The organism is Rhizobium sullae (assembly GCF_900169785.1).
Classification (GTDB): domain Bacteria; phylum Pseudomonadota; class Alphaproteobacteria; order Rhizobiales; family Rhizobiaceae; genus Rhizobium; species Rhizobium sullae.
The window spans coordinates 154255-167748 of record NZ_FWER01000012.1; the positions used below are offsets into that span (position 1 = coordinate 154255).

A 13494-nucleotide genomic window follows, 5' to 3' on the forward strand; every position below is an offset into this window, starting at 1 on the left:
GCGAAAACCTCCCACCCCTTCTGGACGAAGACGCCTCCCCAACCCGCGAAAGACCCTCCCCACCCCCCCACAAGGGGAGGGACTTAACTGCCACCATCGTTCGCCGCAAAGCGACCTCTTCGTGGAACAACGCTGCGAGAGGGCATTAAGTGAGCGGCATCGTAGCCCCTCCCCCTTGTGGTGAGGGATCGGGGAAGGGCCTTTATCGTGATCGCCCTCCTCCGCTTTTTTGCGGTTGTGCGAGGACCGCTTTCTTTGCTAGCAGAAGCCACCGTTTCAGACCGCTTTCTTCCGACGGTGCAAGGATCATAGTCACATGCCGAACCTGCTTCTCGAACTTCGCTCCGAAGAGATTCCCGCCCGCATGCAGCGCAAGGCCGCAGGCGATCTCAGGAAGCTGGTCACCGATGCGCTGGTGGAGGCAGGTCTTTCCTATGAGGGCGCCCGCGAATACTGGACGCCCCGGCGCCTAACGCTCGACATCCACGGCTTGACCGCCCGCTCCGCTGATGTGCGCGAAGAGCGCAAGGGGCCGCGCATTGACGCCAACGAGAAGGCAATCGAAGGCTTTTTGCGCGGCGCCGGCCTTTCCTCGATTGCCGAGGCGCAGGTGCAGAGCGACCCGAAAAAGGGCGATTTCTACATTGCCGTCGTTTCGAAGCCCGGCCGCGCGGCCGACGAAATCATCACCGAGGTGATGCCCCGGATCATCCGCGATTTCCCCTGGCCCAAATCCATGCGCTGGGGCACGGCCTCATCGAGGCCGGGATCGTTGCGCTGGGTACGCCCGCTGCAATCGATCGTCTGCACCTTCGGCACCGAGCATGAGGAAACCACGGTCATCCCCTTCGAGATCGACGGCGTCGTTGCCTCCAACGTCACCTACGGCCATCGCTTCCATGCGCCCGGCGCCATTACCGTCAAGCGCTTCGACGACTATGCCGCAAGCCTCGAAAAGGCGAAGGTCATTCTCGACGCCGAGCGCCGCAAGGACATCATCCTGCACGACGCCCGCGACCTTGCTTTCGCGGCCGGTCTGGAACTGGTCGTGGACGAAGGCCTGCTCGAAGAGGTCTCCGGCCTCGTCGAATGGCCGCAGGTGCTGATGGGTGCCTTCGAGGAGGACTACCTCTCGATCCCCTCCGAAATCATCCGGCTGACGATCAAGACCAACCAGAAGTGCTTCGTCACACGCAAACCGGGCGACGAGACGCTTTCAAACAAGTTTGTCCTCGTTTCCAACATTGAAGCGAGCGACGGCGGCAAGGAAATCATCCACGGCAACGGCAAGGTCGTCCGCGCCCGCCTTTCCGACGCGCTGCATTTCTGGAAGCGCGACCAGGGGAACTTGCCTGACCTGGAGACGCTGGAGGTTTCAGCCAAAAAGTTCGGGCTTGATCTGAAGAAGCCGCTGGATCAGCGGATGGCAAAGCTCGATACGCTGCATGTGACGTTCCATGCCCATATTGGAACGCAGGGCGAACGGGTAACCCGCATTCGCACCCTTGCCGGCGAAATCGGGAAAGTGGTCGATGCAGATGCCTTAAAGGTCAGCCGTGCCGCAGTGTTGGCAAAAGCGGACCTGCGAACTGAGGTGGTCGGCGAATTCCCCGAACTGCAGGGCACAATGGGGAAGAAATACGCGCTGCTGCAAGGTGAAGAAGAATCGGTGGCGGCGGCCGTGGAGGACCATTATAAGCCTCAAGGCCCCACAGACCGCGTGCCTACCGACAAGGTCGCCATATGCATCGCTCTTGCTGATAAGGTCGACACGCTTGTTTGGTTCTGGCGCATAGATGAAAAACCCACCGGCTCAAAGGATCCGTTCGCGCTAAGACGCGCAGCGCTAGGATCTATACGGCTGCTGCTGGAACGAGGAATTAGAGCATCCCTCATCCCGCTGTTTCGCGCCGCGTTTCGCAGCGAATGGGCTGTGGCCATCGCCAGCCATGAAGCTTCGATAAGACTCTTCGAGCTTAGGATCCAACAGGGTGAGGATAAGTCCGAATTCGAGAAGCTCATAAAAGAACAATACGCCGCTATCGAATACTGCGAGACCTATCTCGCTGACGGCCACCCAAAGACAATCGAGGAAGAATATGAGCTGGCGATCAGCCTCCTCTCCTTCTTCCACGACCGCCTCAAGGTCTATCTCCGCGATCAAGGTGCCCGCTACGATCTGATCGACGCCGTTGTCACTCCCGAAGCCGACGACCTCCTGATGATCGCCCGCCGCATCGAGGCGCTGACGGCATTCATCACCTCGGAAAACGGCAAGAACCTTTTGGTCGGCACCAAGCGCGCGACGCAGATTCTCGCCGCCGAGGAGAAGAAGGGCACAGTGATCGCCGACGGCGTTTCGGAAAATCTGTTCCGGCTCGATGCCGAAAAGGAGCTCTTTTCAGCCATCACCGAAGCCTCGGCCGAGGCTTCCGCTGCAATCGCCAAGGAAGACTTCCGTTCGGCGATGGAGGCGCTTTCGAAGCTCCGCGCCCCGGTCGACCGCTTCTTCGACGACGTGCTCGTCAACGATGAAGACGCGGCGATCCGCGCCAACCGCCTCGCCCTGCTGCGGCTCATCCGCGAGGCGACGGGGACAGTTGCGGACTTCTCGAAGATCGCCGGATAGAATCCGGTCACAAACGTACAAGACGGCTGATTCATCCTTGTTTATCGACTGCAGGCTGCAGAATGGAGATCAAGATGGATCAGACGACCAAGACCTACGCGCCCATCAACTTTGCCGACAAGCTTTCGAAGTTCAGCGATCAGTGGCAGCCACGCGTCATTGCCGAACTCAATGACTATCAGTTCAAGATCGTCCGCATTGAAGGGGACTTCATCTGGCACGATCACCCGACGACAGATGAAGCTTTCATCGTTCTCGACGGTGTGCTCAGGATCGATTTTCCGGATGGCTCCGTGTCGATCGGCCCCGGAGAGATGTACATCGTCCCGAAAGGCGTCAAGCACAAGCCTCACGCAGCTTCCGAAGTGAAGATGCTGCTCATCGAGCCGCGCGGAACACTGAATACCGGTGATGAAGGCGGCGAAAGGACGGCCCAGAACGACATCTGGATCTGACCGCCGCAAGATTTCGGAGCTAGATTTCTGGTGGGCAGTGAGACGTACCTCCCGCCCGGCGCTGGTTTCGAGATTCGATCGCATCGCTGCCCGCTTCCGATGTCTGATAACCCCACTGGCACTGGCATTTGAGGCGCAGCAGAGCTATCAGACAATCATGACCGGAAAAATTCTCGTCAGCGCCTGCCTCATGGGCCATGCCGTCCGTTATGACGGCCGGGCGAAGCCGCTTGCGCATCCGGCGATCGAGCGGTGGCGGGCGGAGGGCAGGCTCGTGACGATGTGTCCGGAGATGTCGGCAGGCATGCCCGTGCCGCGGCCGCCGGCGGAAATCGCGGGCGGGGCGAGCGGCGAAGATGTGCTTGCGGGTAGAGCGCGCGTCGTCGAGATCACCGGCGACGATGTAACGGCGACATTCCGGCAGGCGGCAGAGAATGCGCTCAGGCTGGCTCAAGAGACGGGCTGCGCCTACGCTCTGCTCATCGACGGCAGCCCCTCCTGCGGTTCCGGCTTCATCTATGACGGGTCTTTCAGCGGCGCGCAGCATAGCGGCAGGGGCGTCACCGCTGCCCTGCTGATGCGCGCGGGAATCCAGGTATTCTCCGATCGGGAAATCGACCGGCTGGTGGAAAGCCTCGCCGCGGCCGTCTGAGAAAAAAGAAGCGGCCGCCGGATTTCTCGGGCGGCCGCTAATATGTTGTCTTTGAAAACGACTGGCCTAGGCCGCGCGGCGTGCCGGAGCAGTGATCGTCTGAGCTGCACTGCCGACACGGAAGCCGTGGATGAGGCCGAGCAGTTCGTCGGTATCGGCCGCCAGCGTTTCCGCCGATGCCGTCGTTTCTTCGGCCATCGCCGCATTCTGCTGCGTTGCCGTGTCGAGCTGGTTCATCGAGGACGATATCGAGCGCAGCGTCGTGTCCTGCTCCGAGGCGCTGTGGGCGATCTTGGCGACGATCTCGTTGGCAGCCTTGATCTGATCCGAGATGCGCTTGAGCGCTTCCCCTGCCTCGCCGACAAGGCGGACGCCCTGATCGACCTGGCTGGAAGAACGGGCGATCTGATCCTTGATCTCCTTGGCGGCAGCGGCGGAGCGCTGAGCCAGCTCGCGGACTTCCTGGGCGACCACCGCAAAGCCCTTGCCGGATTCGCCGGCGCGTGCAGCTTCGACACCGGCATTCAGCGCCAGCAGGTTCGTCTGAAAGGCGATATCGTCGATGACTCCGATGATCTTGCCGATCTCGTCGGACGACTTTTCGATGCCGCTCATCGCTTCGATCGCTTCGGTGACGACCGCATCGCTGCGGTTCGCTTCGGTGCTGACGGCGTGTACGCGCTTGGCGGCCTCGTGCGCGCCTTCCGCCGTCTGGCGGACGGCGACGGTCAGTTCGTCGAGAGCGGCCGAGGTTTCCTCCAGACTCGCGGCCTGGCGCTCGGTGCGCTGCGACAGTTCGTTCGAGGCGCGGCGGATTTCCTCCTTCGCCATGCCGATATCACCGCCCTTGGCGCTGACTTTGGCCATCGCGGCTTCGAGATGCGAAAGCGCGTCGTTGAAGTTGTCGCGAAGGGCGGCGTATTTCTGGCCAATATCGCCGCAGCGAACCGTCAGATCGCCACGGGCAATCAGTTCCAGTGCCTCGCCGATCGTGGAAACGACGCCTGCCTGCATCCGGGCTTCTTCCTGCTGCAGGCGGAGATTGTTTTCGCGCTCGGCACTCAGTGCCAATTCCTGCTCCGCCTGATGCAGGGCCAGCGCCTGCCTTTCGCGGATTTTTTCCTGAAGCGCCTTCGTAGCCTTGGCCATCATGCCCACTTCATTACCCATACCGGCGTGCGGGATAGCAACCGACACATCCTCGTCGGCGACGGCCTTCAGGGCTGTGTGGACATCTGAAAGCGGCCTGGAAATACCGCGGATGACGAAATAGGCAGCCGCGATCGCAAGGATGAAAAGGACGAGGCTGCTGATGAGCGCCGTCATGATCCTGCCGCGCACTTGCACATCGAGATCGTCCATGTAGACGCCGGTGACGACCACGATCTTCCATGGCGCGAAGTCGAGCGCATAGGCGGTCTTCCGGAAAGTCGCATCCTTGGGCTCGCCTGGCTTGCTCGCATAGTAATCCGTCATACCGCCGCCGCTTTGGCCGAGCTTGACGAGTTCCTCGCGATACAAGTGGTTCTTGATATCCGGCTGGCCCTTCACGTTCTGGCCGACCTTGGTCTTGTCGTAGTGAAAGACGATGGTGATGTCGTAGTCATAGGCAAAAAAGTAACCGTCTGGATTATACTTCATGCCGGTAAGCGTGGCGTACGCCTGCTTTTTCGCGTCGTCCAGCGTCAGTTCGCCAGCTTCGACCCTGGACTGATAGAGCTTAAGGACGGAGACGGCGGATTCCACTTCCGCGCGCAGCATTTCGTAACGCTCGTTGTAGATGCCGTCGGCAGACGATTTGAGTTGCAGGCTGGTGGCGATCACAAAGGCAATCATCAGGCCCGTCACCAGCAATATCAGTTGTTTTGAAATCTTTAGATTTTTCATGAATGTCTCGCGAAAAATGGTGAATTTGCAACACCGGATCGGTCAACTCCCGTCCCTTCGCGCGTGTCACCACGCACATTCAGCAAGCGCAATCATGCTCACTCCGGTCCTCCGTAAGTAAAATTATTGTGAATGGCTGAATGATTACTTAACGCTTCTGAGCTTGCTGAAGATCAACAGTGCCAAATCTGAGTCATGCTTTCTTGCACAATTCGCTTAGGTTGCATGAGTACTTTGCAATTCAATTAAAAAAGAATGCGCCCCTGCTTCTCTTCAGGAGCGCATTCAGTCCGCCAAAGAGGCGGAACCCCGAACGATCAAAACTTTGATCGGGTCAGGGGCAGGGAACTTTGGAAATTACATCCGCAGCTTGAAGCCGGAAACGTCGAGCGGCGCGGTTTGTTCCATCGAGACGGACATGCCGGCAACAACAGGCTTCGCATCGCCTCCGATCACGGAGGTCGTTGCCGTGGGGTCAATGCCCTCGGCGGGAACGGTTTCCTTGAAGGCTGCAATGACTTCGGGCGTTGCCTTGGTCACGAAAACGACGGGCGAGCCGCCCATCCAGCCTTCAGTGCGGTAGAGCTTCGGCTCTCCTGCCACATCGCGGAGCGCGCTTTCCTGGATTGCGCCGGGCGGCAGCGCCGGCACCGTGTAGTCCTTCTTACGCTCGGTCGATTGCAGCGGCGGGCAGCTAGCGCAGGTCTCAGTCACGATGCTTTCGCCGCCGGTGCGCGGCGTCTTGCCGATCACCTCGATCGACGAGGCCATCGCCGAACCGGCTGCCAGAAGAATTGCCGCACCGAGAATGAATTGACGCATGGAAGCTGCTCCGACTTACTATGGGAGCAGAATAGAGCGCCTTTATTTCCATCCCGTCAGGGGAAAGGGTAAAAATTTAGAGAACTGACCCGATTTTGGGCCGAAGGTTAAGCTTTTTCGCGCTCGATCGCCCGCCAGCCGATATCGCGGCGGCAAAAGCCGTTTTCCCATTCCACCTTGTCGACCAAGGCATAGGCGCGGTTCTGCGCCTCGCCGACGGTTCTGCCGGTGGCGGTCACGTTCAGCACGCGGCCGCCGGTGGCGACAAGTTCGCCGCCCTTTAATGACGTGCCGGCATGGAACACTTTCGCGCCGTCGCCTGCCTCCGGCAACGAGACGATCGGCGTGTTCTTCTCGTAGGAGCCAGGATAGCCCTTGGAGGCCATCACGACGGTCAGCGCCGGATCGTCGCTCCACTCGGCCATGACTTTGTCGAGGGTGCCCTCAGCGGCTGCCAGCAGCAGCGGCAGCAGATCGCTCTTCAGCCGCATCATCAGCACCTGGCACTCGGGATCGCCGAAACGGACATTGTATTCGATCAGTTCCGGGCCTTTTGCGGTGATCATCAGTCCGGCGAAGAACACACCGGAGAAGGGGTACCCGCTTTCGGCCATGCCGCGGATCGTCGGCTCGATGATTTCCTTCATCGTCCGCTCGATCATTTCGGCAGTCATCACCGGCGCCGGCGAATAGGCGCCCATGCCGCCGGTATTGACGCCGGTATCGCCCTCGCCCACCCGCTTGTGGTCCTGGACGGTTGCGAGCGGCAGCGCGTTCCGGCCGTCACACAGGCAGAAGAAGCTTGCCTCCTCGCCGTCGAGATAAGCCTCGACGACCACCTCGGCACCGGCTGCGCCGAACGCGCCTTCGAAACAATCGTCAACGGCGGCAAGTGCCTCCTCAACAGTCATCGCCACCGTCACGCCCTTGCCGGCGGCAAGACCATCAGCCTTGACGACGATCGGGGCACCCTGTTCGCGAATATAGGCTTTTGCTTTCGGGGCGTTGTTGAAGCGTTGGTAGGCGCCCGTCGGGATGTTGTAGCGGGCACAGATATCTTTGGTGAAGCCCTTGGAACCTTCGAGCTGGGCCGCGGCAGCGGAAGGGCCGAAAACCTTCAAGCCATAGGCACGCAGGCGGTCGGCAAGGCCTGCAACCAGCGGCGCCTCGGGGCCGACGACGACGAAGTCGATCGCTTTTTCCCGGCAGAAGGCGGCGACCGCCTCGTGATCCTCGACATTCAGGGAAACGAGCGCTGCGTGCTCGGCAATACCCGGGTTGCCCGGCGTGGCATAGAATTCCGTCAACAGCGGCGATTGCGCCAGCTTCCAGGCAAGCGCATGCTCGCGTCCGCCCGAACCGATCAACAGAACCTTCATGCCCGATCCTTTCCCGTTTCCGTCTGGCGGTTAAGGGGCCAAGAGCGAAAGGTCAAGTGTTGGTGGCGAGTGGGAGGGCTTAATCGCCTGCGATATACCGCGCGGCCCCCTTATCCGGCCCTTCAGGCCGCCTTCTCCCCAGCGGGGAGAAGGCGGCGGCAGCCGGATGAGGGGCTGCCAAGCCGCCGCGCGTCTTTTACCAGCCGCCGCCTCCACCGCCTCCCCCGCCACCACCGGAGGAGCCACCGCCGCCGGAAAAACCGGAAGAGGAACTGGAGGGTGGCGGCGAGGGAATGGTCGAGGCGATGGTCGACGCCATCGACGACGAGAAGCCGCCGATGCGATCGGAGAAGCTGCCGCTGCTGAAGTTGCCAGAATACCAGGACGGTGCATAGGCCGCGGCCGCACCGGCAGCAGCCGCCGCGAGCCAGGTTTCGAACGTGCGGGTCCAGGGCTTCTCGACACCGAGCGCAACCGCATAGGGCAGCAGCTTCTCGAAATGTTGCGGCGACATTTCCGGCGCACCGGCCATGTTCATCCGGTCCTTCTCGGCAAGCGTCAGATACTGGCGAAGGCCGTCGATGCCATCCATCATCTTCGAGCCGAGCGGCGTCGGCGCACCCATGATGAAGACATAGAGCAGATTGAGCAGCACGATGCCGCCGACGGCAAAGAGCATTGGTGTCTCGTGGAATTCCAAGAGCGTGGAGAAAAGCGCCAGACCCAGCGATGAAATGATGCTGAAACCGACGAAGACAGCGAAGGCGATCGCGATCACCGCGACGATCTTGCCGCCCAAGGCCCCGCCGGGGCGGATCGATCTTGCAAAGCCTGCCACGAAGATGGCAACGAAGACGGAAACGACGATCGGGATGATCATAAGCGCGATCGTATCAGGCTCCAGCGTGCCGAAAACGAAGAGAGCGACGAGTGCTGCGACGCTGAGCGCGATGCCGCCTGCGGTATAGGCGGTGTTGGAATTATAGTATTTGCCGCGATGCTCCCGCTCGATCGAAGAGCGGAAGCTTTGGCCGACCGACTTCACACGTTCGCCGTTTGCCTTGTCGATCGTCAGTGATCCCTTGTTGCCGACGGCGTTCAGGAGGCTGGTATCGCCGGCTTCCAGCTTCTCTTTACCCGCCGGCTTTTCCGTGCGGCGCACGATGATCGATTGCTTGAGGTCTTCAAGAACGACATAGCCGCGAACCGCAAGGTTCAGTGCCGTTGCCGAAAGCGCCGTCCAGCCCCCGCCGGAAAAGCCCCTGTTGTCGATATAATTGACGAGCGCAGGCGAGATACCGTCCGGGGCGTCCCAGCGCGGCACAAGGACGCCGCGGGAAGGATCGCGCCCGACCTTCAACCAGGCGCGGGTGTAGTAGAGGAAAACAAGGACGAGGCCGCCGAAGCCGATGAAATAGTCCCGGTTGTCGCTCAACCACCATCGCTGCCGATCTTCGGCGCTCGGCGGATCGATCGCACCCTTCGGAAACTTGACAGCGATCGTCAGGCCCTCGTTGGCATTGAGCGGCCTGGTTGTCGAGAAAATCGGTCGAGTGTCGCTGCCCGAGATGCGGGCATTCTTGTCCGTCGCGCCAAACGGGCCGGTGAAGAAATTCGTATCTATTGCGCTAACACCATCCGGTAGAGTCACGGTCGCAGTCGCGGCCATGATCGGAAAGATCCAGCCATTGCCGGTGACGTTCCAGTAAAGCTCGTCGTGATCTTCGAAATACCGGATCTGGCGATTGGTGGTGTAGGTGAAGGCATATTGATGGCGGCCGGGCGGAAGCATGACGTCTTCCGACCCAGCATAGATGCGGATGCCGCCGGAAATGGATTCCGTCTTCCACGGCTCGTCATTTCCGTCGCGCTTCACCGAGACGACGTCGAAGTCGACGGTGCGGCGGCGGTCCTCTTCATCGACGAACGTCAGCGGAAAGTCGCGGAAGATGCCGCGCCTGATACGGTCACCTTCGGCATTGACGGTGATCGTCTCCGTCACCGTCATCGCGCCGCTCTTTTCGAGCTTTATATCCGATGCGAAGGAGTTGATGACCTCCGCAGCACTTGCCCTGTGCGCGACAAACGCCAGAAACAGAATGAAGCAAAGGCCGAAAAGCCGCCGGATCATCATACCTCGCCCCCGCCGGCGGCGCGCTGCCGCCTCAGAAAATGTCAGCCCTCGTTCGCATATCTGACGCCCAGTCCCGCCAGCGTCCGCCAATAGGCAGGAAACGTCTTGCCGACGCAATCCGGATTAAGGATCGTGATACCGTCGATCTTCAGCCCGGCAAGCGCGAAGCTCATGGCGATGCGGTGGTCGGCAAAGGTGTCGATCTCGGCGGGAAGGTGCCTTCCGGCCAGCGACGGATCGGATTGAACGATGAGATCATCGCCTTCCTCGCGCGCCAGATCCGAGCGGATCTGCGTCAGGCCGGTCGATAGCGCGCGGATGCGGTCGCATTCCTTGACGCGCAGATTGGCGATGCCGACGAAGCGGACGGGCGTCCCGTTGAACGCTGCGAGCACGGCGAGCGTCGGGACAGCATCCTGCATCTGCGAGCCGTCGATTTCGGCCGGCAGGTGCGGGAATTTGGCGATCATATCGTAAGCCTTCGCGTCCGGCTGCGTGAAAGCGCCATTCGGAACGCCGAGGTCGATGGAGCCGCCGGTCAGGACTTCGGCCGCCCAGAGATAGGTTGCCGCCGACGCATCCGGCTCGATGACGAAATCGGCTGCGGAGTAACCGGTCGGCTCGACGCGCCAGACGACCGGGCTGGTCTTCTCGACACTTGCGCCGAAGGCGCGCATCGCCGCCGTGGTGAGATCGATGTAGCCGAGCGCGCCGATATCCTCACCGAGGAGTTCGATATCGACCCGACGGTCGCCGCCGGCCGCCATCATCAGCAGCGCGGACACATACTGGCTGGAGAGACCGCCATCGATCCCGATTCGGCTCGCCTCGAAGCGGCCGGTGCCATTCACCACCACCGGCGGGCAGCCGGTTTCGGCCGTCGCATCAATGCCGAGCGACCGCAGCGCGTCGACCAACGGGCCGATCGGGCGCTTGCGCATATGCTGGTCGCCGTCGATGACGACAGTGCCATCAACGAGCGCCGCAGCGGCCGTCAGGAAGCGCGTCGCCGTGCCCGCATTGCCGAGGAAGAGCGGTGCCTTCGGCGGCAGCAGCTTGCCGCTTCCGGTGACGACGAAGCTGGTATCGTCCGGCTCATCGATGGAGACCCCCATGGCGCGCAGGGCATCGGCCATATAGCGCGTGTCGTCGCTCTTCAGGGCGCCGGTCAAGCGGCTGGTGCCCTTGGCGAGGCCCGCCAGAAGCAATGCGCGGTTGGTGATCGACTTCGAACCGGGCGGCACGGCGCGCCCAACGAGCGGCGCCTTAACCGGGATGATGCTGAGTTTCTTGTCCTTGCTCATGACGCCTGTCTATTCCGTCCACTGCGCTGGCCGCACTGCGGCCTTAACCGGCCCTGCTCATAGCAGCTTTTGCGCAAAGGCAAACGCCCATATCAGAATTTGACGGCCGGAACGGCGCGGTCGGCCTCGTTGGTGATCTCGAAATATTCCCGCTTCTGGAAACCGAACTGCCCGGCGACCAGATTGGACGGGAAGCTCTCGACTTTGACGTTGAGATCACGGGCAGCACCGTTGTAATACCGGCGGGCCATCTGGATTTCGCTCTCCATGGTTTCGAGCGAGGCCTGAAGCTCGGAGAAGTTTTCGTTCGCCTTCAGGTCCGGATAGGCTTCCGCCAGCGCCAGAACGCGGCCTAGCGCCTGGCCGAGAAGGCCTTCCGCCTGTGCCCTGCCCGCAACATCGCCTGCCGGCACCGCCTGCGCCTTGTTGCGCAGCTCGACGACCTCTTCCAGCGTGCTCTTTTCGTGGGTGGCGTAACCTTTGACCGTTTCAATGAGGTTCGGGATCAGATCTGCACGGCGCTTCAGCTGCACATCAATGCCGGACCATGCTTCCTCAGCCATCTGCCGAGCGCGGACGAGACCGTTGTAGACAAAGACAAGATAAAGCGCGATCAGAGCGATCGCACCGAGAAGGATATACATCGCGAATCCCCCGCAACGGCGCAAATGTTGGTTGGAGACTATGCGGCTTCGGCCGGATTGTCATCCCGCATTTCCGCTCCTTCTCCGACAAATTCCACCATAACTAGTGAAATTTCGCGATATCGCGCGCGGAGAACGGGCTGTATCTTTCTGTTACGCGACTGGTTGCGGCATACTTGAAACTCATGACGAGGAACAGTCAGACAATGAGCACAGCAATCTTCTTATTGAGCCTGTCGGCGATCGCATCTCTTGTCGTCTTCCGGAACACCCCGCGGCCGGCACCCCGGCGCGTTATTATCCGGTCCAACAACCGCCACTGAGCGGTATTTTCAGGCGGCGGCGCTCGCGATATTCACGCCACCCGCATCCGTCAGCAGGAAGGCTTCGCCGCAGGCCTTGGCGAGCGTGCGCACCCGCAGAATGTAACTCTGCCGTTCGGTGACCGAGATCACGCCGCGCGCATCCAGCAGATTGAAGACGTGGCTTGCTTTGATGCATTGGTCGTAGGCCGGAAAGACGCATTTATGCAGCCGCTGATTGTCGCCGTCGCCCGGAGCACCGGCTGCGAGAAGTGCCTGACATTCCTTCTCCGCATCGATGAAATGGCGATGCAGCATCTCGGTGTTGGCGAACTCAAAGTTGTGGCGCGAATATTCCTGTTCGGCCTGCAGGAAGACTTCGCCATAGCTGATCTTCTCGTCGCCTTCGCGGCCGTTGAAATTCAGGTCGTAGACGTTGTCGACACCCTGCACATACATCGCCAGACGCTCGAGACCATAGGTCAACTCGCCGGCGACCGGCGAGCATTCGATGCCGCAAACCTGCTGGAAGTAGGTGAACTGCGAGACTTCCATGCCGTCGCACCAGCACTCCCACCCAAGCCCCCAGGCGCCAAGCGTCGGGCTTTCCCAATCGTCCTCGACAAAGCGAATGTCGTGCAGCAACGGATCGAGACCGATCGCCGCCAACGAGCCAAGATAGAGTTCCTGCAGATTCGGCGGGTTCGGCTTCAGGATGACCTGATACTGATAATAGTGCTGCAGACGGTTCGGGTTCTCGCCATAGCGGCCATCCGAAGGGCGGCGCGACGGCTGGACATAGGCAGCCTTCCACGGCTTCGGGCCGAGAGCGCGCAGCGTCGTCGCCGGATGGAACGTACCGGCGCCGACTTCCATGTCGTAAGGCTGCAGGACCGCACAACCCTTGTCCGCCCAGTAGTTATGAAGCGTCAGGATCAGCGCCTGGAACGAGCGCTTCGGGTTCATATGGTCGGGGATCGATGCAGACATGGACGGCTTCCGAATTCGTACGAAAAGTGCGCGGACAGGTGCCACGGCAGGCGATAGGGGTCAAGGCTTTTGCGGAAATGCCCGTGACGCCAAGCCTACTCATCCTCCCGCTTCACACGATACTCGCCGGTCGCCGGGTCTTTGACGAGCGTGCCGACGGCGCCAGTCTGGCGTTCCTTTTCGGCACGGCGGGATTTTTCCTGCAGGCGCTTGGCATCGGAGATGAAGCGGCGGTAGAGCCACCAGGCGGCGCCGACCAGTATTATGATTGTTATAAGCTGCGCCATCTCCCTTCG

The 13494-nt window shown here is 60.9% G+C and carries 11 protein-coding genes; 3 read left to right on the plus strand and 8 right to left on the minus strand.

Annotated features, from left to right (window positions below; genetic code table 11):
- Positions 1–316: 316 nt before the first annotated feature.
- The 3 genes from glyS to BN1800_RS12935 all read left to right on the plus strand — a co-directional run bounded on the left by glyS (position 317) and on the right by BN1800_RS12935 (position 3736).
- Complete coding sequence (gene glyS, locus BN1800_RS12925; protein ID WP_086998001.1) at positions 317–2629, plus strand: glycine--tRNA ligase subunit beta; 2313 nt, start codon at positions 317–319, stop codon at positions 2627–2629.
- A 74-nt stretch (positions 2630–2703) separates the two neighbouring features.
- Entirely contained in the window at positions 2704–3084 is a 381-nt protein-coding gene (locus BN1800_RS12930; RefSeq protein ID WP_027507765.1) for a cupin domain-containing protein, read from the plus strand.
- 157 nt (positions 3085–3241) lie between these two features.
- Positions 3242–3736 carry a 2-thiouracil desulfurase family protein gene (locus BN1800_RS12935; protein WP_086998124.1) on the plus strand — a complete coding sequence of 165 codons (495 nt, stop codon included), beginning with the start codon at positions 3242–3244 and terminating at the stop codon, positions 3734–3736.
- 66 nt (positions 3737–3802) lie between these two features.
- Here the strand turns inward: BN1800_RS12935 and BN1800_RS12940 are convergent, their stop codons facing one another.
- The 8 genes from BN1800_RS12940 to BN1800_RS12975 all read right to left on the minus strand — a co-directional run bounded on the left by BN1800_RS12940 (position 3803) and on the right by BN1800_RS12975 (position 13485).
- Positions 3803–5623, minus strand: coding sequence for a methyl-accepting chemotaxis protein (locus BN1800_RS12940; protein WP_086998004.1), 1821 nt, complete (start codon positions 5621–5623; stop codon positions 3803–3805).
- Positions 5624–5980: 357 nt separating this feature from the next.
- Positions 5981–6445, minus strand: coding sequence for a plant virulence effector HPE1-like domain-containing protein (locus tag BN1800_RS12945; protein ID WP_027507768.1), 465 nt, complete (start codon positions 6443–6445; stop codon positions 5981–5983).
- Positions 6446–6552: 107 nt separating this feature from the next.
- On the minus strand, positions 6553–7824 hold the full coding sequence (gene purD / locus BN1800_RS12950; protein ID WP_027507769.1) for a phosphoribosylamine--glycine ligase: 1272 nt from the start codon (positions 7822–7824) through the stop codon (positions 6553–6555).
- A 196-nt stretch (positions 7825–8020) separates the two neighbouring features.
- Entirely contained in the window at positions 8021–9955 is a 1935-nt protein-coding gene (locus BN1800_RS12955; protein WP_086998127.1) for a DUF2207 domain-containing protein, read from the minus strand.
- 44 nt (positions 9956–9999) lie between these two features.
- Positions 10000–11262: a 3-phosphoshikimate 1-carboxyvinyltransferase gene (locus BN1800_RS12960; RefSeq protein ID WP_086998008.1), complete on the minus strand. Its 1263-nt coding sequence runs from the start codon at positions 11260–11262 to the stop codon at positions 10000–10002.
- Positions 11263–11354: 92 nt separating this feature from the next.
- A complete protein-coding gene (locus BN1800_RS12965) occupies positions 11355–11906 on the minus strand; it encodes a LemA family protein (RefSeq protein ID WP_027507772.1) in 552 nt (183 codons plus the stop codon).
- 332 nt (positions 11907–12238) lie between these two features.
- The gene (locus BN1800_RS12970) at positions 12239–13198 is read right to left on the minus strand and encodes a glycine--tRNA ligase subunit alpha (RefSeq protein WP_086998011.1); all 960 of its coding nucleotides are present in this window, start codon (positions 13196–13198) and stop codon (positions 12239–12241) included.
- 95 nt (positions 13199–13293) lie between these two features.
- The gene (locus BN1800_RS12975; protein WP_027507774.1) at positions 13294–13485 is read right to left on the minus strand and encodes a membrane protein; all 192 of its coding nucleotides are present in this window, start codon (positions 13483–13485) and stop codon (positions 13294–13296) included.
- Positions 13486–13494 lie beyond the last annotated feature (9 nt).